The 22,368-nt window shown below is 55.2% G+C and carries 30 protein-coding genes, 1 tRNA gene and 1 pseudogene; 8 read left to right on the top strand and 24 right to left on the bottom strand.

What is annotated here, in order from left to right; genetic code table 11:
* Positions 1–2: 2 nt before the first annotated feature.
* The 3 genes from ACI0FJ_RS03055 to ACI0FJ_RS03045 are packed head-to-tail and all read right to left on the bottom strand — an operon-like array spanning position 3 to position 3,036.
* Entirely contained in the window at positions 3–566 is a 564-nt protein-coding gene (locus ACI0FJ_RS03055; protein ID WP_424298811.1) for a KdsC family phosphatase, read from the bottom strand.
* Entirely contained in the window at positions 556–1,374 is an 819-nt protein-coding gene (gene kdsA, locus ACI0FJ_RS03050; protein WP_424298808.1) for a 3-deoxy-8-phosphooctulonate synthase, read from the bottom strand. The genes ACI0FJ_RS03055 and kdsA overlap by 11 nt, the downstream gene beginning before the upstream one ends.
* 6 nt (positions 1,375–1,380) lie before the next feature.
* Positions 1,381–3,036, bottom strand: a complete 1,656-nt coding sequence (locus ACI0FJ_RS03045) for a CTP synthase (RefSeq protein WP_424298805.1) — start codon at positions 3,034–3,036, stop codon at positions 1,381–1,383.
* Between the two features lie 211 nt (positions 3,037–3,247).
* On the opposite strand from ACI0FJ_RS03045, the gene ACI0FJ_RS03040 reads away from it, so the two are divergent.
* Both ACI0FJ_RS03040 and ACI0FJ_RS03035 read left to right on the top strand, forming a co-directional pair.
* On the top strand, positions 3,248–4,060 hold the full coding sequence (locus ACI0FJ_RS03040) for a phosphoribosylformylglycinamidine synthase subunit PurQ (protein ID WP_424298802.1): 813 nt from the start codon (positions 3,248–3,250) through the stop codon (positions 4,058–4,060).
* Between the two features lie 126 nt (positions 4,061–4,186).
* Entirely contained in the window at positions 4,187–4,633 is a 447-nt protein-coding gene (locus ACI0FJ_RS03035) for a nucleoside deaminase (protein ID WP_424298799.1), read from the top strand.
* A 209-nt stretch (positions 4,634–4,842) separates the two neighbouring features.
* On the opposite strand, the gene lnt is transcribed toward ACI0FJ_RS03035, so the two are convergent.
* Positions 4,843–6,444 (bottom strand): apolipoprotein N-acyltransferase, encoded by a 1,602-nt coding sequence (gene lnt / locus ACI0FJ_RS03030; protein WP_424298796.1) that lies wholly within the window; start codon positions 6,442–6,444, stop codon positions 4,843–4,845.
* A gap of 292 nt (positions 6,445–6,736) precedes the next feature.
* Here lnt and ACI0FJ_RS03025 point away from each other — a divergent pair.
* The 5 genes from ACI0FJ_RS03025 (at position 6,737) to ACI0FJ_RS03005 (ending at position 9,343) form a co-directional block, all read left to right on the top strand.
* Positions 6,737–6,831, top strand: a tRNA-Ser gene (locus tag ACI0FJ_RS03025).
* Positions 6,832–7,010: 179 nt separating this feature from the next.
* A complete protein-coding gene (locus ACI0FJ_RS03020) occupies positions 7,011–7,436 on the top strand; it encodes an Arm DNA-binding domain-containing protein (protein ID WP_424298793.1) in 426 nt (141 codons plus the stop codon).
* Between the two features lie 16 nt (positions 7,437–7,452).
* Positions 7,453–8,202 carry a tyrosine-type recombinase/integrase gene (locus ACI0FJ_RS03015; protein ID WP_424298790.1) on the top strand — a complete coding sequence of 250 codons (750 nt, stop codon included), beginning with the start codon at positions 7,453–7,455 and terminating at the stop codon, positions 8,200–8,202.
* Between the two features lie 508 nt (positions 8,203–8,710).
* The gene (locus tag ACI0FJ_RS03010; protein ID WP_424298787.1) at positions 8,711–8,899 is read left to right on the top strand and encodes a type II toxin-antitoxin system HicA family toxin; all 189 of its coding nucleotides are present in this window, start codon (positions 8,711–8,713) and stop codon (positions 8,897–8,899) included.
* 42 nt (positions 8,900–8,941) lie between these two features.
* Positions 8,942–9,343, top strand: coding sequence for a type II toxin-antitoxin system HicB family antitoxin (locus ACI0FJ_RS03005; RefSeq protein ID WP_424298784.1), 402 nt, complete (start codon positions 8,942–8,944; stop codon positions 9,341–9,343).
* A 123-nt stretch (positions 9,344–9,466) separates the two neighbouring features.
* On the opposite strand, the gene ACI0FJ_RS03000 is transcribed toward ACI0FJ_RS03005, so the two are convergent.
* The gene (locus ACI0FJ_RS03000) at positions 9,467–10,591 is read right to left on the bottom strand and encodes a bacteriophage T4 gp5 trimerisation domain-containing protein (RefSeq protein WP_424298781.1); all 1,125 of its coding nucleotides are present in this window, start codon (positions 10,589–10,591) and stop codon (positions 9,467–9,469) included.
* Complete coding sequence (locus tag ACI0FJ_RS02995; protein ID WP_424298778.1) at positions 10,567–10,995, bottom strand: hypothetical protein; 429 nt, start codon at positions 10,993–10,995, stop codon at positions 10,567–10,569. Before ACI0FJ_RS02995 ends, ACI0FJ_RS03000 begins: the two co-directional genes overlap by 25 nt.
* A 62-nt stretch (positions 10,996–11,057) precedes the next feature.
* Here ACI0FJ_RS02995 and ACI0FJ_RS02990 point away from each other — a divergent pair, with 62 nt between their 5' ends.
* Entirely contained in the window at positions 11,058–11,258 is a 201-nt protein-coding gene (locus ACI0FJ_RS02990; RefSeq protein ID WP_424298775.1) for a hypothetical protein, read from the top strand.
* Positions 11,259–11,260: 2 nt separating this feature from the next.
* Here the strand turns inward: ACI0FJ_RS02990 and ACI0FJ_RS02985 are convergent, their stop codons facing one another.
* The 18 genes and pseudogenes from ACI0FJ_RS02985 to ACI0FJ_RS02900 form a co-directional block, all read right to left on the bottom strand.
* Entirely contained in the window at positions 11,261–11,896 is a 636-nt protein-coding gene (locus ACI0FJ_RS02985; protein ID WP_424298772.1) for a DNA-binding protein, read from the bottom strand.
* The gene (locus ACI0FJ_RS02980; protein ID WP_424306607.1) at positions 11,893–12,222 is read right to left on the bottom strand and encodes a hypothetical protein; all 330 of its coding nucleotides are present in this window, start codon (positions 12,220–12,222) and stop codon (positions 11,893–11,895) included. The genes ACI0FJ_RS02985 and ACI0FJ_RS02980 overlap by 4 nt, the downstream gene beginning before the upstream one ends.
* Before the next feature lie 25 nt (positions 12,223–12,247).
* A pseudogene (locus tag ACI0FJ_RS02975) lies at positions 12,248–12,346 on the bottom strand (DUF2590 family protein); the annotation flags it as partial.
* Complete coding sequence (locus ACI0FJ_RS02970) at positions 12,346–14,517, bottom strand: phage tail tape measure protein (RefSeq protein ID WP_424298770.1); 2,172 nt, start codon at positions 14,515–14,517, stop codon at positions 12,346–12,348. The gene ACI0FJ_RS02970 and the pseudogene ACI0FJ_RS02975, both read right to left, overlap by 1 nt.
* Before the next feature lie 3 nt (positions 14,518–14,520).
* Positions 14,521–14,688 carry a DUF6890 family protein gene (locus ACI0FJ_RS02965; protein WP_424298767.1) on the bottom strand — a complete coding sequence of 56 codons (168 nt, stop codon included), beginning with the start codon at positions 14,686–14,688 and terminating at the stop codon, positions 14,521–14,523.
* Between the two features lie 17 nt (positions 14,689–14,705).
* Complete coding sequence (locus tag ACI0FJ_RS02960) at positions 14,706–14,966, bottom strand: putative phage tail assembly chaperone (protein WP_424298764.1); 261 nt, start codon at positions 14,964–14,966, stop codon at positions 14,706–14,708.
* A gap of 11 nt (positions 14,967–14,977) precedes the next feature.
* The gene (locus ACI0FJ_RS02955; RefSeq protein ID WP_424298761.1) at positions 14,978–15,214 is read right to left on the bottom strand and encodes a hypothetical protein; all 237 of its coding nucleotides are present in this window, start codon (positions 15,212–15,214) and stop codon (positions 14,978–14,980) included.
* Positions 15,211–15,696 carry a hypothetical protein gene (locus tag ACI0FJ_RS02950; protein WP_424298759.1) on the bottom strand — a complete coding sequence of 162 codons (486 nt, stop codon included), beginning with the start codon at positions 15,694–15,696 and terminating at the stop codon, positions 15,211–15,213. Before ACI0FJ_RS02950 ends, ACI0FJ_RS02955 begins: the two co-directional genes overlap by 4 nt.
* Position 15,697: 1 nt before the next feature.
* Positions 15,698–16,099 carry a structural protein gene (locus ACI0FJ_RS02945; RefSeq protein WP_424298756.1) on the bottom strand — a complete coding sequence of 134 codons (402 nt, stop codon included), beginning with the start codon at positions 16,097–16,099 and terminating at the stop codon, positions 15,698–15,700.
* Positions 16,096–16,299 (bottom strand): TraR/DksA family transcriptional regulator, encoded by a 204-nt coding sequence (locus ACI0FJ_RS02940; RefSeq protein ID WP_424298753.1) that lies wholly within the window; start codon positions 16,297–16,299, stop codon positions 16,096–16,098. Before ACI0FJ_RS02940 ends, ACI0FJ_RS02945 begins: the two co-directional genes overlap by 4 nt.
* Entirely contained in the window at positions 16,299–16,751 is a 453-nt protein-coding gene (locus tag ACI0FJ_RS02935; protein WP_424298750.1) for a phage protein, read from the bottom strand. Before ACI0FJ_RS02935 ends, ACI0FJ_RS02940 begins: the two co-directional genes overlap by 1 nt.
* Before the next feature lie 9 nt (positions 16,752–16,760).
* Complete coding sequence (locus tag ACI0FJ_RS02930; protein ID WP_424298747.1) at positions 16,761–17,870, bottom strand: DUF2586 domain-containing protein; 1,110 nt, start codon at positions 17,868–17,870, stop codon at positions 16,761–16,763.
* A gap of 9 nt (positions 17,871–17,879) precedes the next feature.
* Positions 17,880–18,599 (bottom strand): phage virion morphogenesis protein, encoded by a 720-nt coding sequence (locus tag ACI0FJ_RS02925; RefSeq protein ID WP_424298744.1) that lies wholly within the window; start codon positions 18,597–18,599, stop codon positions 17,880–17,882.
* Positions 18,592–19,050, bottom strand: coding sequence for a phage tail protein (locus ACI0FJ_RS02920; protein ID WP_424298741.1), 459 nt, complete (start codon positions 19,048–19,050; stop codon positions 18,592–18,594). Before ACI0FJ_RS02920 ends, ACI0FJ_RS02925 begins: the two co-directional genes overlap by 8 nt.
* The gene (locus tag ACI0FJ_RS02915) at positions 19,050–19,526 is read right to left on the bottom strand and encodes a head completion/stabilization protein (protein ID WP_424298738.1); all 477 of its coding nucleotides are present in this window, start codon (positions 19,524–19,526) and stop codon (positions 19,050–19,052) included. Before ACI0FJ_RS02915 ends, ACI0FJ_RS02920 begins: the two co-directional genes overlap by 1 nt.
* 83 nt (positions 19,527–19,609) lie before the next feature.
* Entirely contained in the window at positions 19,610–20,296 is a 687-nt protein-coding gene (gene gpM, locus ACI0FJ_RS02910; protein WP_424298735.1) for a phage terminase small subunit, read from the bottom strand.
* 58 nt (positions 20,297–20,354) lie between these two features.
* Complete coding sequence (locus ACI0FJ_RS02905) at positions 20,355–21,383, bottom strand: phage major capsid protein, P2 family (protein WP_424298732.1); 1,029 nt, start codon at positions 21,381–21,383, stop codon at positions 20,355–20,357.
* A gap of 9 nt (positions 21,384–21,392) precedes the next feature.
* The gene (locus tag ACI0FJ_RS02900) at positions 21,393–22,283 is read right to left on the bottom strand and encodes a GPO family capsid scaffolding protein (RefSeq protein WP_424298729.1); all 891 of its coding nucleotides are present in this window, start codon (positions 22,281–22,283) and stop codon (positions 21,393–21,395) included.
* Between the last annotated feature and the right edge of the window lie 85 nt (positions 22,284–22,368).

Raw genomic sequence — 22,368 nt, 5'->3', positions numbered from 1 at the left:
CCCTACTGTCCAACTTGCCCAACAGGATCGTGCCGCGGCTCGGTGGCTTCCAGCCATTCCCCCCACTGGGAGTCCAGCTTATCCTGACACTGCAGCAAAAAGCGTATGGCTTCCCTTACCGCCCCATCCCCGCCACGAGCCCGGCTGACCCAGGAGGCCATGTCCAAAATTTCAGGCTGAGCATTGACAACAGCCATGGGCAGACCGACCAACTGCATGGGGCCAGCATCCACCCAGTCGTCGCCTACGTAGGCAACCTGCTCCAAAGAAATTCCGAGACGAGAACAGATGTCGTTGAGTACAGGCCCTTTTACACGATGCCCGGGATGGTATTCCCTGATACCGAGTTCGGCTACACGACGGGCAACACATTCATTATCCAGCCCTGTTATGACAGCCAGTTCCAGCCCTGCAGCCTGAGCCACTTTGATGCCAAGCCCATCTTGAACATTGAATCGTTTGGCAGTGCTTCCATCGGGCATATAGTAAAGCCCCCCATCAGTAAGCACTCCGTCCACGTCCAAAACAAGAAGCCTGATGGATTCTGCACGGGCTTTAACATTCACAGGAGATGCTCCAAAACGCCATCAGATCGCGCAGCAAAGGCTCAAGCTGATTCAACGGCCACGAATTAGGACCATCGCACAATGCAAGATCAGGGTCGGGATGTGTTTCCAGAAAAACTCCGGATGCACCTGCAGCCACAGCCGCACGCGCAAGAACAGGAACATACTCACGCTGTCCGCCGGAACACGTGCCCTGCCCTCCCGGCAACTGCACCGAATGTGTGGCATCAAAAACAACAGGATGCCCAAATTCCTTCAGTATCGGAAGCGAGCGCATATCCACAACAAGGTTGTTATACCCAAAGCTCGCTCCCCGTTCCGTCAGCCAAACGGTTTCACAGCCGGACTCCTTGAGCTTGCCAACCACATTGCGCATATCCCAAGGAGCGACAAACTGCCCTTTTTTGACGCTGACAATACGGCCAGTGGCAGCTGCTGCGCTTAAAAGGTCAGTCTGACGACACAGAAAGGCTGGAATCTGCAGAATATCAGCGACTTCAGCAACGGGCGCGGCCTGTGCAGGCAAATGGATATCGGTAATAATTGGAAGTCCGGTCCGCTGTTTGACCTCGGCCAGCCACTCAAGCCCGGTGTCCATTCCAGGGCCCCGGTAGCTGGTAATGGACGTACGATTCGCTTTGTCGAAGGAACTCTTGAAAACGGCACATAGGCCGAGACGTTCAGACATCTCGGCCAAGTGTTCCGCCACTTGCAAGGCTATATCCCTGCTTTCCAAAGCACATGGCCCGGCAATAACAAACGGGCCACGGCAGCTTTTTTCGTAAAGATTCTGTACAGTTTCAGGCATAACGGCCTATTTTTTTCCTTTGGAATGCGCCTTAGCTGCACCAATGAAATCACGGAACAACGGATGTGGACGCATGGGACGGGATTTAAATTCAGGATGGAACTGACAGCCAAGAAACCACGGATGATCTTTGAACTCCACGATTTCGACCAGTTCACCATCAGGAGACAAGCCACTAAATACATAGCCTTTCTCTTCAAGTGCGGCTTTGTATTTTTTGTTGAACTCGTAACGATGCCGGTGGCGCTCGGAAATTTCGGTTTCACCGTAAGCAGTAAAGGCCTTGGTATCCTCAACCACATGGCAGGGATATCCTCCCAGCCGCATGGTACCGCCCTTGTCCGAATCCTTGTCCCGGTACTGAACGCACTGGCTGCGGAAGTCAAACCACTCGGTTATGAGATAAATGACCGGATCCGGTGTCTTGGGATTAAATTCTTCCGAATCGGCTTCCGCCAAGCCCAAAACATTGCGGGCGCCTTCAACAACAGCGCACTGCATGCCCAGACAAATACCGAAAAAGGGAACCTTTTTCTCGCGAGCATAGCGAATGGCTTCAACCTTGCCGGGGACGCCCCGATGACCGAACCCGCCAGGCACCAAAATACCATCCAGGCCCTTGAGCTTGCTCGCGACATTTTTCGAGTTGATCTCTTCAGAGTTTACGTAAACCAAGTTGACGGAGACTCCGTTGGCTCCGCCACCGTGTACCAAGGCTTCGTGCAGGCTTTTGTAAGCTTCCTTAAGATCCACATACTTGCCAACAATGCCGATGGAAACTTCACCCGTTGGATTTTCCAGATCGTGAATGAGTTTTTCCCACTGACCAAGCTCGGCATTTTTGGCGGGAAGCTTCAACAGAATGGCAATTTTCTGGTCCACGCCCTCATGGTAAAAGGTCATGGGAACTTTATAGATATTGTCTACGTCGATGGAGGTAAACACGGCGTCCCGGTCCACATCGCAGAACAAAGCAATCTTGGCTTTAATCTCGTCGTTCAAACTGATCTGCGAACGACAGAGAATAATGTCCGGCTGAATTCCGATGGCCCGCAGTTCCTTTACGCTATGCTGGGTGGGTTTGGTTTTCAGTTCACCTGCCGTTCCCAGGTAAGGAACCAAAGTCAGGTGAATGTAAAGAACGTTTTCCCGCCCCAGGTCCAGGCGCAACTGACGGATGGCTTCCAGAAAAGGCAACCCTTCGATGTCGCCGACCGTACCGCCGATTTCTATAAAGGCGACGTCTTCGTCATCACAAAGAGTAAGGATAGCGTTTTTAATTTCATCAGTGACGTGCGGAATAACCTGCACCGTGCCACCAAGGTAATCACCACGCCGTTCTTTCTGGATAACCCGGTTGTATATCGAACCAGAGGTGTAGTTGTTCCTCTGGCTCAGGTGTTCGTCGATGAAGCGTTCGTAATGGCCCAAATCCAGATCCGTCTCGGCTCCGTCTTCGGTTACGTAAACCTCACCATGCTGAAAAGGATTCATTGTGCCGGGATCCACGTTAATGTAAGGATCCAGCTTCTGAATCGTGCACTTGAGTCCGCGGGCCTTGAGCAGAGCAGCGATGGAGGCAGCGGCCAACCCTTTGCCCAGCGAAGAAAGGACACCGCCGGTAACGAAAATGAATTTTGTTTTCTTATTGTACTGCTTCACCTGAATTTCCTTATTTTTTCATCAGCCACTGATACAGGCTCAATGTTTGCAACTTTCAAGTACTTACCCTAAGCATGATTGTTAGAAAAGTTTTTTCCAACAAAAAAACCGCCCGGATATTGACGCCGGACGGAGGTCTTTCTATGTTCGCGAACGCGGAAATGCAGGCTAGTCTGCCTGTGTGAACTTGTCAAGAAACGGAGGACGCCCTGTGGCGAAAGTAAAGACATTGGTCATCACCGGCCACGGTACAAATTGCGAGCACGAATCCGCCTATGCCGCCGACCAGGCAGGCTCCAGCGAAACCGATATCGCTTATTTTTTTGACATCACGGCAGGACGCGTCCGTTGTGATGACTATAATTTTATAATTTTCCCCGGCGGCTTCCTCGATGGAGACGACCTGGGAGCGGCACAGGCTGCAGCCCTGCGCTGGCGGCACGGAACAGACGCCAATGGTGTCCCTTTGCTCGACCAGCTCAAAGCCTTCAAGGACAAGGGCGGCATTATGCTGGGCATCTGCAACGGTTTTCAGCTTTTGGTAAAGCTTGGTTTGCTGCCCGCCCAAGGCGGTGCATATTTTGAGCGCCAGGCCTCCCTCTCCCATAACGATTCGGCCAGATACGAGGACCGTTGGTGCTGGCTTAAAATCAACCCCAAGTCCCCCTGCGTCTTCACCCGCAACCTGGATACCCTTTACATTCCGGTACGCCATGGAGAAGGCAAGGTTGTTTTTAAGGATCAGGAGACCATGGATAAGGTTATTGCGGACAACCTGGTGGCACTACAATACATGCACCCGGAAACCGGCGAACCGACAATGGAATACCCTTGGAACCCCAATGGATCGCCCCTCGGCATTGCTGCACTGACAGATCCGTCTGGACGTATTCTTGGGATGATGCCTCACCCGGAAGCATACAACCACCCAACCAACCATCCCGGCTGGACTCGTGGCGAAAAAGGTGAACTGGGGACATCCCTTATTAAGAGCGGAATCGACTTTCTGCGCGAGCAAAAATAGCAAAAAAAAGAAGCACCAGGGAAGCAGACGACTTCCTTGGTGCTTCTTTGAGTCCAAAATATGGCCCGTCCTTTTCCAGAAGCTCCTTCATCCCCTCCCGGTATGCTTTCCACTTGGGAAGATTTTATGCAGCCAGCACTGGAACAAGCTCACAGTGCAGCTTGCGCTGGGGAAGTTCCAGTGGGGGCAGCTCTTTACGACGCCAGCGGAGTTCTACTGGCAAGTGCGGCCAATGCACCGATAACCTCCAATGACCCCACTGCGCATGCTGAAATTCTATGCCTGCGTAAAGCGGCACAAAAAGAAGGCAATTACCGCCTTCCCGGCTCTATACTCGCTGTTACCTTGGAGCCATGCCTTATGTGCCTTGGTGCAATTATCCATGCCCGGGTGGCCGGAATTGTCATCGGCACTTCAGATCCCAAGGCTGGAGCAATATTTTCCCGGCTCGAAGGCCCCAAAATAGACTTCATCAATCACAGATTTTGGACCATTTCCGGCATATCCGCCGAAGAATGCAGCAATGTTATATCCAAGTTCTTCCGCTCCCGTCGCGAAGATAAAACGAGATAAACGTGCTCACGTTCCCCCTATGAGAAAAAACTTAATACCCGACGTCTCGCACGCAAGAATTCTTATAAAATTCGTCCTTGGTTCCCGATGCAAACTTGAACTTCGAATAATATCCGATCTGGTATGAACATTCTATTGAAGAAAAAGACTCTTTCCATTTTATAAAATATCGCCCACAAAAGCGGCATCACTCTTTGCAAAAGTCCATGTTAATCCTTTTTTCTCTCCCGGAAAAAGGAACTCCCCAGCCCCCAAACAACAATCAGTCCTGCCCCCCAAAGCCAGCCATCCCCAAGCTTGGCATATAGTGTTGTCACTTCGGGGCAGTACAATTTGGCACGAGTAAGGCTTGCCCTCCCATGTGGGGTCAATGTTCCTGGAACGATCTCGCCGCTGGCCCAGACATGGGCTCCCGCACCGGAATTACTGCAACGAACCAATGGACGTCGTGTTTCCACAGCTCTAAAGATACCCATGCCCAGATGTTTCATTTCCGCATCGCGAGAACCAAACCACCCGTCGTTGGAGACCTCAACAAATAGATCAGCTCCCTGGTCGACTCCTTTACGGACAAGATTGGCAAACCCGGATTCAAAACAAATAAGCGGTTGAATGTTGAGACCATGGCTATGAATAAGCTTCACGCCCTCTCCTTTCGAGACTTCCAGCTTTCTGCCAATGACTTTTTTCAACCAAGGAAAAGTATCCCGTAATGGCGTGGCTTCGGAAAAAGGTACAAGCTTCAGCTTTCGATAGGCAAGGGTACAGTTTTCACCATAAGGATGAAAAAACAAAGAGTTATACTTTGTGCGAATTGATTTGATGGTGATCGAACGCATTTCCCCTAAAACCATGGGGCTGGATGTCTCTGTTGCATATATGAACTCATCGCTGGGAATCATTGTCGAAATTCCCAAACGCCCCAGCATCACTTGAAGCCCACTTGCTCTGAACTCGCTTTCAAGACAATTGAACTTGGGGAGTTCTGGAAAAACCAGCAAATCTGCACCGTGAACAATATCCTCATTTGCGTTCAACGTTCGAAGGCACAGTTCTTCATCTGATGCAAACTCTTCGATTGGTGCTCCCTCGTTCCCCCATCCGACAGGCACATTAGGCTGTAGAGAGGCAATGGACATCGTCCTGGAGGCGGATAAAACTCCATGTTCATCGTATTGTGGGATTCGCCAATATCCGTACACCAGCATCCCTCCAATCAAAACAACAGCACACACGGACTGGTATCCAACTTTTTTCCATTCACGTCCCCAACTTGTAACGAGATCAGCGAATAGCCAGTTGATCAACAACAGTAGGAAAAAAACCAGATACTCGCCGCCCAAGTCGGCTATTTGAATAAAGGGAGTCCATAGTGCCACAGAAACCACACTGGATACCGGACAAAAAACAGGACGAAGATACACAAGGAGAGTCAGCAGGCTGGCGCAAAACAAAGGCCCCGCCGACCGTCCCCTCCGGTTCATCCATCCGCAAACCAGACCAAGCACAGCAAAAGGCAGACTTTGATACAACCAAAGAGTAGTGGCCATTGGAATACGCTGCCATGCGTCCATCCCCATCAGCGTATCCATGCTGGTGAGCAACCACCATAAACCAGACGCCCAGGCTAGCCCTCCGTAAAGGAGCCCAGCGAGCAAACCGGTCCATGCCCCAGCTCTTTTCAAGGCCAGAGCAAAAGGAACGTATATAAAGAGAGACACCCACTGCACTGATTCAAAAGGCGATTTTAAGCCAAGCGTCAAAGCGCTTACAGGCAGCAATATCCAAGCAAGACGAAAGACAAATTTCATTGAAGGTTCCTAAAAACTAATTTTGCTGGCTGCAGCACTAAAATTATCCCAAACGACTTATCGCACTGTAATTCAATCCGCTATTCCAATCTACGCCACGAGTATTCAACAAATATTCCAACCCTAACTATCTTTTTTTATATATTTTTTTTTGACAGACCCGTCCGATTGCAAGGCAACTAGCCAACATCGTGGGCACAGGAATGCATTGAACATTTGTCTTGAACTATTCCAGCCATTATTGCTTGACGAACAGTCTGTGCACGAGTATCAACGTCTCTCCTCTTTACGCGGAGAGGTACCGAAGTCCGGTCGTAACGGGCCCGACTCGAAATCGGGTTGTCGCCTAACAGCGGCACGTGGGTTCGAATCCCACCCTCTCCGCCATCTAACCATCCAGAGCAGTCCAAAAAAGTCTTAAAGCCCTTGTAAATCAAGGGTTTTTTAGTTTTATGTGTCTACTAGCGTCCAGCGCGATACGTTGACATCTAGATACTTGTGTGGGTAATCCTGTGGGTAATGGGACCATTCGCTAGTTCGTTACCCACAGTCCCGGAGGAACCACCGTGGCACTTACCATAAAACAAATCGAAGCGGCCAAACCCCAAAAAAAGAAATACAAGCTCCCAGATGGTGAAGCTCTGAGCTTGCAAGTCCTTCCTTCTGGGGTCAAATCTTTCATTTACCGCTATCGACGCCCCACGACAAAAAAAGAAAATATTTTGACATATGGGCAGTACCCCGACCTCTCCTTGAAAGATGCACGAGAGATGCACCGAAAGGCAAGAGAACTCTTAGCCCGTGGTGTGGACCCGGGCGAAGCAAAGAAACAACTTGTTTTAGTCCACGCCGGACAAGACACTTTTGAGAGCATAGCAAGGGAGTGGTACAGCAAATTTTCCACGGGATGGAGTCCATCACATGCCAAGACGGTTATTGACCGTCTGGAAGCAAACGTATTCGCCTTACATAGGCGACGTGCCCATATCTGACCTGAATGCCCAAAACATGCTTACCATTGTCCAACGCATCCACGCCCGTGGAGCGGTGGAGGTTGCACGACGTACACGTGGTATATGTTCCCAGGTTTTCCGTTATGCAATTGTTCTGGGCAAAGCAGACCGGGACCCGGCGGCGGATGTAACCGGTGCCCTTCCCCCGGCCAGCCAAACGGGGAAGCATTTTGCGGCCCTTATCATCCCCAAAGACGTTGGAGCACTACTAAGGGCTATTGACGATTACCAAGGCACGCCCGTTGTACGCGCGGCTCTCAAGCTTTCCCCCTTGGTTTTTCTTCGGCCAGGAGAAATACGCAAGGCGGAATGGGCGGAGATAGATATTGACGCGGCAGAATGGCGCATACCGCCCGAGAAGATGAAGAAACGTCGCCCGCATATTATCCCCTTGAGTCGGCAGGCAATAGACATCTTTAAAGAGATTTATCCACTGACAAAAGGCCGTCCGTACATATTCCCAGGGGCACGCAGCCCTAGCCGCCCTATGAGCGAAAACACAATAACAGCGGCCATACGGCGCATGGGCTTTGAAAAAGATCAAATGTGCGCCCATGGATTCCGAGGAATGGCGACAACCCTTTTGCTGGAACAAGGCTGGCCTGAAAAAGTGGTGGACTTACAACTGGCCCATAAAGAAAAAAATAAGGTTCGCGCAGCATATGACCACGCCACCCATCTTGAGGCACGCCGTAAGATGATGCAGGCTTGGGCGAATTATTTGGACCAGCTACGCGAAGGCTGAGCTTATGCCTAACATTGCAAAAGAGAAAAGACTTTCAGCCCAGCTATAGCACGGTGTCCCTCGTTTTGGGGGCATCGTTTGTGGCTGTTTATTTAAGAACTGTATATAAGGAAAAAACTTCAAGCTTTGGATTAACAAGCTTTTTATGACGGCAATGTACCTACGCCTTCTCCTGCGTATTGCACTGCCGGGCAAGAGGTTGCAAACTTGTGCAACGAGGAGCAACTCGCGAGAAGCCCCACCACACCTCTATTCTACCTATCTCAGGCACACATCAAATTTGGCAAAAAAATGGACCGAAAAGGCCCGAAGGTGGGAGCGGAGGAGTCCCGGTTCTTCCAGTTCCGAGCTATTCTTATTTGCAGATCTAGAGGATCTAGACAGGCCCTGGATCCAGTCTGGGCGAAGGCCTAGCACCTGAAAAAGCAGAGCAACAAACTCTCATTTTTTGTATATACATCGTATATTTTTCTTGACCCAGCCTATCTAGTGTATATACATTGTATACATGAACAGCAGGGAAGTCATAAAAGAACTCAAGAAGGATGGTTGGTACGAGGTCGGAACCAGGGGGGACCATAAACAATTCAAGCACCCAGAAAAGCCCGGTCGAGTAACGGTCCCCCATCCCAAAAAAGACCTCCCGATAGGAACTTTGAAGAGCATAGAAAAACAAGCCGGGATAAAACTAAGGTAGGCCCTCCGGGGCCTCCCCCCCGTAAACACAAGGAGCAAAAAAATGCCTGCATATTTTGCTGTAATACATAAAGACGAAAATAGCGCCTACGGCGTCTCTTGGCCCGATCTTCCTGGCTGCATCACTGCCGCCGATTCCCTGGCTGAACTGGATTCCCTTGCAAAGGACGCCCTGCAATTTCACCTGGAAGGAATGCGAGAAGACGGGGAACCTATCCCTGTTGCCCGGTCTTTTGAGGAAGTTTACAATGCCCATAAAAATGACGTTGGATTCCACGCCGTTATACTTGTATCGGTCCCCCAAGAGGTGAAACGACGTCCTATCAGCTTGCGGGTATCTGAGCTTGACCTTGCCTTAATTGACAGTGCTGCCGCTGCCCAAGGTGTGGATCGCACCGCATTTATGGTTTCTGCCGCCAAACAGGCCGCAAGAAAGGAACTGTAGACGACTTTTTCTTATCCGTGCTTATCGTTGTGAACGCCTGAAAGAAACGGCCCTGGATCCTAAACAGGAACCAGGGCCGTTAAAGTCTGAATGCCGGATGAAAACGGTTAGCTAAATTTCCCCTTACTCGCTAATCCTATCCAACACTTGGCGCAGGTCGGTTATTTCGTCGGCATCGGTTTCCACGGAGGCGTGCTGGCTGGGTATCTGGCCCACTGCCGGATGGGTGTGGTCGGCCAGGGTGTAAAGCGCCTGGCGCGTGGCGTCCATGAAGTCCAGTAGGATCTGGAACAAGCTGGTCCCGCCGGGGCCGTTGCAGCTCATGGTCCCGATAAATGAAATTCCTATGCTGTCGGCCGTCACATTCTTGTTGCCGGTAACTTGCTCGATACTGTTTCCGCCCACGGTTTCCGCCCGATTGCCGGACGTGTCTTCGGCCTGGTCGCCGCCCGTGGTGATAGTCAGATCCCCGCCTATGGTGTCCGTCTCGCATCCCGTCACGGACAAATCCCGGTTGCCGCCCACCTTGGCTTCCTGGTCGCCTCCGGTCGCCTCCCGACGGTTGCCACCGGCCACCAGGCGCAGGTCCCGCGCCGTGGTTTGGTTCAGGCTGTCCACGCTGGCCAGGTGCATATCCCCGCCCGACCGCAAGCGTAGAGCGCCCAGGGCCTCGAGGACCTTTACCCCGCCCACTTCCTCGGTACTGTTCTCGGCAATGGTCCGGATCTCCCGCGCCAGCTCGTCCACGGCCTGAACGGCCCGGCGCACATGCACGCGGCTTTCATCGGCTATGGCCATGCTGGTTGTGCGCGTCCAGTTGCCGTCCGGGTCCACTCCCTGGAACACATCGGCATTTTGCTGCCAGCGTTGTTCCCGGTGGGCCAATTTGGGCAGGGAAAGCCCCAGCGGATACACTTGGCGGATCACCGGATGGTCTGGCCGCCCGTAGGCAAAACCAATAATCACCAGCGTTCCCGGCTCCGGAAAGCCGTAGAGCCCGGCCTCCATTCCCGCGCCCATGGGTACGGGAAGCGGCACGGCTTCATATATGGGAAATTTTTCATCCCGCACGCCTTCCGGCGTAAGGATCTCCACGTCCACTGCATACCGGGGCCGGAAGCGTTCGCAGCTTCCCCCATCTTCAGGCGCGTCTGTCACGGCCAACACTCGGGCATAGCGGTCCAGGTGCAATCCGGCGGTCAATTCCGGGAAAACGCGCAGCACTATGTCCTTAATGACTTTCCGCATTGCACCACCATTTCATGCCCCGCCAGACGCAGGGAGGTTAAATATTGTTCGTTCAGCCGCACGCCCGGACGCAACGTCGGAACAGCGGGCAACACCTTTGCCCCGTTGGCGTCCACACGGGTAAAAAGCTTCTCCGCAATCTCCACGGGCCGGGAGGCCCAGCGGCTATCATTCCAGGAACCTACAAACACGGCCCCGTCCGCTTGTTGCTGCCAGATATAGTTCTCGATGCCGAACACCGCGCCCAGGGAGTCCAAGCCGTGATAGCCGTTGCCCAAGGTCTGAAAGCACGGCACACGCCGCGTGGCATATTTCTGTTCCGGAACCACAAAAAACAGCCCGGTCTTTTCATTGTACGGGCCAGGACTTGGCGCAATGTGGGATGTCGCAGGCTCAACGGGCATTGCAGGGCCAGCGCGGCGGCTAACTCCCGACAAAATATCCGTTGCGTGGATCCGTCCACGGTATGGCTTGCCTCAACATAGCCGGTAAAAAACATCTGGTCCCGATCCTGGATCGAATAGCCCAGCCGGAACTGCACCAGGCCGGACAACGCTTCGGCAGACTGCACGCGGAACATGGCCCGGCCAGCCGTGGAAATATCCAGGCGCACGTCCTCTTCAACAAGGGGAACGTCCACGCCTGCCACGGTAAGGGTCTTGCGTAGCTTCATGCCAGCGCCCTATCCAACCAGGACAAAATTTTTTCCACCGAGGTCAACGGCTCCTGGGCCGGTTGGGCGGTCTGCGCGGTTTCATCGGTCGTGGCGTCCGACTGGCCAGTCTGGCCACTTTGCCCGGTCGGCTCGGTTGCGCCCTTGCTTTTAGTGGCGTTTTTTGTGTTTTCGGTTTCAGCAGTCACGGTCTTGCCGTTGCTGGTCTGAGCCACGGCTTCCGGCTTGGTTTCCCGCTGTTCCACGCGTTCTGGCACGCTCAAATATTCCCGCAGCGTGAACGACACGGACCAAGCCTTGATGCCGCTAATCGGCTTCCAATCGAACTTATCTGTAAAACGTACCTGCCGGATCCCGGCCACGTTGGCTTCACGGTTGGCAATGGTGTAGACCTTGCCTTCCCCGTTGCGGCCCCTGGCTTCGACCACGCGCACCAGGTCACGCAGGGCGTTTTGGTCCTTGAACCGGATACACAGGGAAACGTTCAGCCGCTTGGGTTTCAGCCCCTTGTCCACACGGGCCGTCCCGCTTGTTTCGCCGCTCAAGTCCTCGGTACGGATCTCAAGATCTCCGGTCACAGTCAGGCCGTAGCCCGGCACATTGTAGTCGTCGAGGCGTAGAAAGTCGGTCATACCCCGAACACCTCCCGCAATACTTTTACCCGCTCCGGTTCCCCTATCCAGCCAACCAGGGCGGAAAGCACGTTCTCCGGGCCGGGCACATTGGCTTTGGTCAGTTGCGAATGAATGGCCGCGCCCGATCCCTGGCAGTACCTGGCCTGTCCGGCTTTGCCCTGCAGCAACGCCGCCAGTTCATCCCATGCAGCTTGCACACGGGCTACCTGTTCGGTTTTCCGCTGCATCACGGCTTGCAACTCGGCTTCCGGCGTCACGCCCTGGGCCGCGTAGTCCTCCACCACGGCCACCTGGCCGCCCAATGCTGTATCCAATTGGCGCAAGGTGGCGTGCCGGCAGGTCCTGGGCGATGCAGTCCCGATCCGTCACCAGGACAGGGTTGCCGCCAGCGTCCAGGGTCAGGTCGTCGCCAGTAACCAGCAAGTCTACATACTTCGGATCTGCCATCACGCCCCCGCCATAAGCAGCTCTTGCCGGATAGACTGCCCATCCTGCTTGCCCTCGGTGTTGATGACCACTTTGCCGATGCTATGCGTGGCGCTTTGGTTTTGGGTCACGGCCTTGGAAATCTGTTGCGTTACACCGCCGGTCGGAATTCTGGTACGGCGCGGGGCGTCCAGCATTTCCGAGGTGACAGGCGGCGGAGTGGAAGCCGTGGCCGTGGCTTTCAGATCCACACCCGGCAACCAATCCAGCTTATCCAGTACCCAATCCACCACACCGCCCAGGGAGCGGAACCAGTCCAGCACACCGCCAATAACGCCCATAAGGCCTTCACCCCAGGAGGTAAGCCAGGAGGTATCCGTAAACGCCCCGGTTACGCTGTTCCACATGGCCCCTATGCCGCCGAACAGGTCGGTAATGAAAGTCCAAACGCCGCTTGCCGTGCCGATGATTGCCTGGCCCCAGGATGTATCCGCTAGGATCCCAAACAGCTTTTGCCAGCCGTCGAACACCAGCCCAATCATACGCAGGGGCAAGCCGCCCAGCAGCTTGAACCAGAAAAAGATGCCGTCAAAGGCAACACCTATGGCCTTGCTCCATGAAAAATCTGTGAATACGCTGGTAATTCGGGTCCATATGGTCCCTATGCCGCCCAAGGCTTTGCCTGCCAGGCTGTAGAGCGTGGCAAACCAGTTGGCCACAGTCCCAAACGCCCCGGCAATGGCCTTGCCCCAGGACGTATCCAGGAAGGCGGCTTTCAGATCATCCCACCAGTAGATAACCGCGCCCACTGCGGCCACAACGCCCACCAAGGCGCCTACAAGCCAAGTGCCGGGAAAGCCCCACAAGGCGGCGTTGGCAAGCCACTGACAGCCCGTGTATGCGGTCCAGGCCTTGCGAACCAAGCCAAGTACGCCGGTAAGCGGGGAAAACACGGTAGACAGACCGAACGTGGCCACGCGCATAACGCCGGAAGCAACGGACGCCAGCCCAAGCACGGCGGTAAATCCAAGAATGGCCGTAGCTCCGTAGCCAATCCATTTGGTAATATTGGGGAATTTTTCAGACCAGCCAACCATACGGGCAGACAAATTGGCAAAGCCGTCAACAATGGGATTGATGACCGGTAAAAGCGCCTGGCCCATAACAATGCTTAAAGCCCTCCCCCCTGCCGCCAGGCGGTCAAAGGGGTCCACCATGGACCGGGCCATTTTTCGGGCCTTGTCCATGCCGGTGACTTGGCCAAGTTTGTTGATGCTTTCGCCCAATCCGGTGGTATCGGCCATAAGCAGCTTGACCATGGACACGGCTTCGTCGGATCCAAAAGCCTTTTTCAGGGTGTCGCTTTCGTTTACGTCCAGGGTATCCCCAAACTTCTTTTTCAGCTTGCCCAGAATGTCCATTATGCCCAGCATCTTGCCTTGGGAGTCGGTAAAACGCAGGCCCAGCTTGCTTTGCGCCTGGCCCACACCAGAAAGAAACGCCTTGTACTTGGTTCCGGCCTCGCTGCCGGACATGGTGGACTGCAGCGTCCCCAGAACGGCCATCTGTTCGGAAGCGGCAATCCCCGCCGATGTTGCGTTGGCTCCAATAGACGTGAACGCCGACGACATTTCCATGCCCGTGGTCTTGAACATCTGCACGGCTGTTGCGGTCTTGCCAGCCAGTTGTTCCACCCACTTGGCCTTGCCCATCTTGTCGGCCTGGCTCTTGAAAATGCCGTACATAGTGCCGGTGTAATCGGTAATAGTGCCCGCGTCGGCCTTGGTGGCCTTGGCCAGCACGTTGGACGCATTGGTGAAACTGGCCAGTTCGGATCCATCCAAGCCGCTGATGGACGATTGAATGTCGTAAGCCGATGCCGCAACGTCCGCAGCCGTGCCACCGTATTGGATGGAAAATGCCAGGGCTTGCCGGTTCAGCTGGTCCAAGCTCTTGCCAGCTACGCCCAGGCTGCCCACTTCGCCCAGGGCGCGTTGCATCTGGCGTGCGGGGTCAACAAGGGACATCATGCCCTTGCCCGCGCCCCACATCCCTGCAGCGCCATAGCCGATCTGCCGGAACGACTTACGGGCGGTTCCGGCCAGGCCGTCCAGCTTCTTCTGGATCTTCCCAGCCGCGCCGGTCACGTTGTCCAGCAGAGAAAGCTTAAAAAACAGTTCATTCAATTGCATGGGCTATCCGCCAAAGGCGCGTACAAGGGCATTGCACACAGCCGTTTCCATTTTTTCCCAATAGTCCGTTTCCAGAAACAGAGCTTGCGCTCTGCTTTGCCGGGTAGGCTGCCTGTCCGAAAACCATTTTCGGGACAACGCTTCAATTTGGGCCAGGGCGTTGTCCCGCATAGCTTGCGCCAGGCGTTCTACTCCCCCACTTCTATATTGAGGTCGGGCACATAATGTTCCGTCAAGCTCTGCATAAGCAGTATGGCCGCTGCCGGTTGTGTCAGCAGTTCGCGCAGCGCGTCCTTGTTTTCCGGGGCCACGGTGCGCATAAGCAGGTTGTGGGACGGGCCCACTTTTTTGCCCGGCTCGGTTTCGTCAAGAAAGGCGTTGTAGGCTTCGGAGGTCATATTGAAGGAGAAGGGTTCGCCGTTCACCTTGAGGGTAATGGTCTTTTCCATAGGTACAGCTCCTATCTGGTACTGATTGTTTGGGAAAATTGATCAAGCCGCTTGTCGATGCGGGCTTCAAAGTCGCTGAACATTTTTTCCAGATCCCGCTTGCTGGTAAAATTGGTGGCCACGTACAGCTTGTATTCGTACATGTCGCGCTTGCACTGGTAGACCTGCCGGAACAGGTAGACGTTCCATGCCAGCAGGAATGGCCACACGTAGCGTGCGAAAAATTCCAGGGCTTCGGGAAAGGTCATTTAGCCCCCTTCATGCGTCCCCCGAAGATCTGCACCAGCAAGGGCTGCAGGTTCTTCACGGTGCGTTCACCAAAGAGGAAGCCCAAAACCAATACGTTGATGACAATAAGGGCCGTCTGTTGCTGTTCGTCCAGCTTCCATTCCGTGAACCACAGCCAGTCCATGGCCATGGTCGCAAAGCCCCAGACCGGGCGCTGGCAACCACGCAAGAACAGAATCAAACGGCCCACTACAGGCAATGCGGCCAGGTCCTTGGCCGTGCCTTCCAGTTGCGCGGCACGTTCGGTCACTTCATGGTCTGCCTTCATGGTCATGGCCATAAGTTCCCGTTCGCGCTTGTGCTCGGCTTCGGTAATGCGTGCCGAAAGCTCGGCCTTTTCCGCTTCGCTCATGGACGGGGGAAAATAGCTTTTCACGGTGTCGGCTATGGTTTCGACCACGTCGCCCCCGAAAAAGTCGGTGATGGTACTGAAAAAGCTCATGCTATGCCCTCGCCATGTCCGCGCCCTGGGCCAGCACGCTGGCATCGTAGGGGTTTTGGCCGTTCTCGTGCATGATGATCACTTCCAGAAAGGTTTCCAGCAGCGCGGCCACGTCCACAGGCTCGTCCGGATCCACGCCCAGGGCACGGGCCACATGTGCCGCGTATGCCTCGGTGTTGTTCTCCACGGGCGGTGCCCAGCGGTTGACGATCTCCCGCACGGTATTCAGGTGGTGGCGGCGCTGGTAGTTCAGCAGAATCCGGCCCATGGCCCGGATGCCGTAAACAGGGGCAACAAAGGTGCAGAAATCCGGGTCGAGCTGTTCCAGGGCTAAACCATTCCAGTTTTCGCCGTGGCGGATATTGCCGGGATTGTTGTTGCGTATGCCTCTGGGAATATTCACGGGGTTTCCTCCATCTGCGCCTGGCAGGTCACACACAGCGTGCAGCCGGGTACAGCCTGGCGTCTGGCTTCGGGGATAGGTTCGCCGCATTCGATGCAATGGGTTGTACCGGGGCCGGTCGGCACGGCGGCCAGGACGCAGGCAATAGCCCCGTCCCGGTACCGTGCTTCAAACTCCTGCGCCCGGTCGAACTGGTCCACTACAGCAGGCCCTCGGTTTCATCCTTGCGCAGGTACGGAACACCGCCAATGCGCACAAAGTCCGGGCTGGTCACGTCAAACGTAACCTTGCGGACCAGCTTTTCACCGCCCTTGCGGTCCACATCCAACACGCTGGAAAGCTTCAGCTTGCAGCCGAAGGCCTCCACCTTTTCTTCTTCCTCGTCGGCGGTCTTGCCGTAGAAAAGCATGTCGAATGGTTCCAGGCCTCGGTAGGATCCCGCCGCCTTGGCCGCTTCTTTGATCAAATTAAAATTGGCGGTATCCAGTTCCAATTCCCCGGAGGCGGAAACGTCGCCGTCCACATAGCCGTTGGGCACGCCACCATCGGAGGCAACGGCGGAGTTGTCGGTTATGTCCAGTGTGGCCTTGGAAACGCGCACGCGCATGTCGCCAATGGTCACGTCGATATTTCGTCCAGAAAGGCGTTGCATTCTTGGCTCCTATGCGTTGGCCAGGTCCAACATAAGGTTGCAGGTTATAGACTTGGGGCAGTTGTACGGGCGGATCACCGAGTAAATTTCCACGGCGTATTTGCTGGGCCAGGAAATAACGATGTCTCCGTCCTGGGGCGGCTTGACCTCGCCGGGAAAGGTGTTGCCCAAAATCTGCACGCTCTTGGACATTTCGCGCAGCGGGCGCATGAAATATGTTTGGTTTTCGGCAATACTGGTGGGTGTGGAGTTCAGCCGCCGGTCTGCAATACGGGACACGGCCAGGGGATAAATACGGCGCATGACTTTCTGGACCACACGCAGGTTTTCAATAACCTGGTAGTCCCCTCCGGACACGTCCAGCAAGTTGCCGTCGGTCCAGTACATGCCCTCATAGTCGGGATACCACCACGGTACGCTGAAACGGACGCTTTCCAAGGCTTTCAGTATGGAGCGGTCAATTGCACGACCATCCTTGTCCAAAGGCTTGTCCGACCAGGTCCCGGCCAGGGTGCCGGTGGCCACGCGCATAGGGCTGTCGGCAACGGTTACGCTTCGGTCGCACAAGCGGCCAGCGTAGGTGCCCAATTCATGCCCCCACATGTAAGGAACAATGGAAACCGCGTCGGCCCGGATGCCGTCGGTCAATGCGGAGAGTTCCGCGACATAAGCGGACCAGGTATCCGTTGCCGGGGCCAGTTGCCGACCTGCAGCGATAAACAAGGTGGGCCGCATGTATTGGGCCATTATATCACCCTGCTTGGTCTGCATGGCTTCCAGGTCGGTAGAGGCGGCTATGGGGTCCACTATGACAAAGCCTTCCACGCTGGTCTGCTCCATCACGTAGTCCACGGCCTCGGACCAGGTCAGCACGCCGTCCAGCACAAAGACACAGGCGTTCCAGTTCTGCCCGGCATTGCTCTTGGCGGCCTGCACCTGGGTTTTCAAAAGGCTGGTTTCAGCGCCCAGCACGTCGTCCAGGTCCGTATCAGTGTTCACGGTCTGCAGGGTGCCTTTGTTTGTTCCGCCCAGGCCGATGAAGCAGAGATATCTTTCAACCTCGTCAAACGCCCCTTGCATCTGGTTCAGGCGGTTTACTTGTACGATAGGTGTTGCCATGAGGCCTCCTTATGCCAGGTGCAATTCATGCAACATCTGGCGTGCAATTTCGGTTGTCAGTTCTTCGGTGTTGGCCTTGCTGGTTCCCAGGAAAGGACGGGCAGGTACGTTGATGTCCCAACGCATGTGCGGCTCTCTGTTTTGCAGCATGTATAAGGCGGCGGAAGCCTTTCTCCGCTTCATGTTCGCGCAGATCCACTTCACGGACACACGCCTGTACTTTATTTTCTTGGTACGCCGGTCCTGTTCGCCATGCCTGTAGCCCAGGGCTATTAGTTCCTTGGCCAAGGAACGTGGGCACCAGTCGCTTCTGGACACATAGTCTTCTTCTCGGGACGCCTTAATACGTCCGCTCTGTTCCACACCGCCGTCCTGGTGGAGTCTGGCAATTTTGCCTGTAACCGAATTTTTCCAGCCAACACGGCCAGTTCCATTAGTGCTGGCGTCTATGCTCATAAGACGGGCCAAGCCGCGCAGCATTTTTCTGTTGCGCCCCTTTTTCTTTGTTTTTTTCCAAAGGTTTTTGCGCTGCTTGCGCGGCTCCATGGACTGCCCATCAAGTGTCCGCTGGTCCTTGATCCGCCTGCGCGAATCCTTGCGGACGCTGGTGCCCATCTTGTTGATGAAAATTTTCTTTTCTTTCGACGTGAAGGAGAAAACACGCAGTTGCTCACGCAAGCGCAGTCCGGCCTTTTTGTCTTCGGAAAATTCAAGCGACGTCTTAGCCATCGGCCCGACCGTCCAGGCTTTCCAGTTTTTCGGCCACGTCCACAGGAACGTCGCCAACAACACGCCAGCGGCGACCGTTGAAACGGATCTCGCCGTCATCGTCCGGGACCAGGCACAACGGCTCTTCAAACTCCACGGCAATTTCCAGGTCCACGGTTCTGTCGTCGTTCAGATCCGCGTCCACCTCCGGTTCCGCCAGCTCGTTCAACTCGCGGTCCGGGTCGTGGTCACACAGCCAGCCCAGCAGCAACGCCAGCATGGCGTGGCCGTCGCCGGGGTAGTTTTCAATTTGGATCACCGCGTCATACTTGAACACGCCAAGCTCTATGCCGTGGCCCAGGTCCCGGCCCGTAGGCGTCAATTCGCCCTTGTCGGCAAAGCTCTGCACGTTCTCACGCGGAAGGTCGGTAACTTCCATGATGTATGCGGTAAGGGCCTGCAGCTTGCGCATTAGATAAGCTCCACGTCCACGCGGCCATGGCCCAGCAAATCGGCTATGGCCTGTTCTGCGGAAGCTAAGAAATTTTCACGATATTCGGGGCTTTCCTTGGCCTCGTTCTTGGCCGCCTCCCGCCGGTTGATGGTGGCGAATTGCGGGAGCAACAAGGCTTTGGCGTGACAAAATACGGCCCGTCTGTAGAACAACAAAGAGGCCGTATCCTGGCCCAGGCTTCCGCCCTGCAGCGCCGCCGGCACATCGGCCAAAGTTGCGTAGCCGGCCACGACTTTTTCAGCCTTCCAGGCCTCAAGCTGCCGGTTGGCCCACAGCATGGCCAAGCCCACATGGTCCGCCAGCAAAGCGTCGGTGTAGTCCCTGGGCAGGCGGTACAATGCTTGAAAATCCGCCAGAGCCAGATCGGGCCAGAAGCCGTCGTTTTTAACGATGGTTTGCGAGGATTCAGAGGGAAAGCCGGAAAATGACGACATGCGCGTTCCTCATGGACCTGGCCGTCCGGGAGTCGTGGATAAATCCAGCCTTCCGGACGGCAGGTCACGGTGGGGTAGGAAGATCAGGACACTTTTTTGCGGGCCTGGGCCAGGGCCGTTTTCACCTTGGCCCCCATGTCTAGGGCCACTTCCAAGGCTTCGGCGGCCAGTTCGGGCTTGCCGTCCTCAAGCAACCACAAACCGCGCAGGCGGTAGAATTTGGCCGTCACTTCGTCGGGCAAATTCCATGGCGTACCGCACAGGCCGTCCGCAGGTGCGAAAATTTGTGTAAAGTAGGGTTCGGGTGTCCGTCCGGCCTCCACCTCGGCTTCGGCCCATTCAAGAATGGCATCGGCAACAAAGGTGGGAAGATCCCTGGCAAAGCGGTCCGGCAGTGTCACGCCGTGCGCTACGCACCACAGGCCATGCGCTACGGCCCGGCCCAGCTTTCCGGTATCGAACAGCCACACCAAGAACCAGCCCAGCAAATCGTGGCGCTGTCCCGAGTCCTGCAACCTGGTCACATACCCGGCGTACTTTTCCAACAATCCGTCTTTCAGATCCGCCTTGCCCTCACGGGAACGGACCTCTTTCAACTTGGCCAGATCCACGGCCAGGGCCTTGTCCAGCAGCGCGGCAAGCTGTTGGGTGCCTATCAGTCCGGCAGGCGCGGGACCGATTGCCGAGGACGCAGGCGCGGAAGGTGCAACGTCCTGCCCTGCCTGTTTTTGTTCCCGTACCGTCCGCTGGTGTTGAAGCATCAAGCTCATTGTTTCGTCCTTGAGTTTGCAGGGGCCTTGCGGCCCCTGCAGTCAGTAGGAAGGTACGCTATGACCAATCGTCGCCGGTTGCCGTGGGCAATTTCACGTTCTCAAATTCAACACCCACAAAGGCTTCAACGTCTTCGACCACGTAGCCCTCGTTCCGGCTGTTGTAGTCTTCCACGCGGTCCTTTTCGGGCTTGTCTTTCACCTGTCGCCGCCAGGAGCCGTCCTGGTAGTAGATGGAAAGGTTTTTCAGGCTGGTAATGACCAGGCCGCGTCCGGGGTAGTTGGACGGCGTAAGCCAGGGCAGACCGCCAATGGTGGTCATTGCCGCGTTCATGGCGTTCTTTTCCGTGGGGATGTTCTTCACGGCTTTCAGCAACATGGTACGTTCATGGGTAATGAGTTCGTCACCCACCAGCACAACCAGGTCGTGCCGTTTCCACTTGGGGATGCCCTGCAGCAGGTCGTTTACTGACAGGTCCAGATTTTCGTAGTCGCCATCGGGGCCAATGCGCAGGGCATCGGCAACACCACCCTGGGAAACGATGTTCTCCGGCCTGTTGTCGCGGACGTACTGCAACCAGCCGGGCGCGACGTCCTGCAAAAGAGGATAGGTTTCAATGTCCGTATCCGCTGCCGCCAGCTTGCCGTACCAGCCGATAATTTCACGGTCGCAGGCAATACGATTCTGGACGTAACGGGTATAACGCTCCTGGAAGTCCGGCCACTTGGCCCAGGCATCCATGGTCGCGTAGGCCATGAACACATCACTGTTGATCTTGTGCAAAAGATACTTGTACGGTTCCAGCCCCAACACGTTACGGGGCTTGCGTTCGTGGCCGTCAACCGAAGTGTCCGTCCTGCCCGACACCGGGCCGGTTGCGCTGCCCAGGATGTTCTGCCCCTGCAGCTCGGCAACACCGAGGACGTTAATCAAGGGCAGGAAAGTGGACTGCTCAACAATCTTGTCCTGCAATCGCTGTTCTATGGACGGTTCAACCGCGAACTGCTTTGTCACGGACGACACGTTGTATCCGGCGCACAAGGCCGCACACAGGGTTTCAAAAGCCTGCCGGGTAAATTTGTTCATACCGCCCCCCTACAGAATGCCCTGATTTGCAGGACTGGTGGTTTCCGGGGCCACGGTACCAGGCACCTTGCCTTCCATGCGTTCCGCCATGGTCGCAAAAGACTTGGCCATGCCGTTCATAGTGTCGGTCAAGGTCTGCAACTGGTTGGAAAGCTCGGTGGGGTTCTGGTCCTTAGTTTCCTCGGCGGGTGCGGGAGGCACGGGCTTGCCCTGTTCGGGCGTTGTAAATTTGTCGGCCAGCGCCTTCACAGCCTCGGTATTCTGCTGCATTGCGCCCAGCATTTGCTGGAACTGTTTGTCATCCATGCTGTTGTCCTCTGGGGTTTCTTCAGTCTGTAAAGATGCGGCCCGGCCCATGCCGAACATCGCGCCAAGGCGTTGCAACATGGTAAACGCCTGGTGTGCTTCTTCCGGGGCCAGCCCGGTACGGTCTTCCGCAAAAATGTTGGTAAGTTGGACGCCGGGGAAGAAGGTGCCCGGATTCTGTTTGAACTCTTTACGCCGGGCCGTGAACAATCGGATCTGTTCAGTGCCCAAAGATGCGGGGCTATCGGTGATTGCCAGCCCGGCCAGGTAGGGTTTTCCAGTACCGCCGAAATCGTCCCATATTTCTATGGACGAATACAATTTTTGCCCTTCCCTGTTCTTTTCCAGGAAGCGCCAGCCGGGCCGAAGCTGGGCGTGCAGCTCCACCACCTCGCCAGCTTCCCGCGCTTCCAGGGCCGCCACGCTACCGTGGTTGCCATAAAAACGGTCATGGTCCGGCCAGATCACCGCCTCATACACCTTCGGGTTGTAGGCCTCGGCCATGTCCCGCAGGTCTTGGGGGTCGATGTTCCGCCCGTCGGCTGTTGGGCCGGACTGAGCCACCTTGATGAAATCTGTAAGTAGCGAACTCATGCCGCCAGAATACGCAACGCCACATCACGGGCAACACAATGCAGTCCGATAAACGCAATAGCGGAATGGGAACATAAGGCAGGAA

Source organism: Desulfovibrio sp. 7SRBS1, from assembly GCF_049723905.1.
Lineage (GTDB): Bacteria > Desulfobacterota > Desulfovibrionia > Desulfovibrionales > Desulfovibrionaceae.
This window is presented reverse-complemented; position numbering and strand designations above follow the sequence as displayed.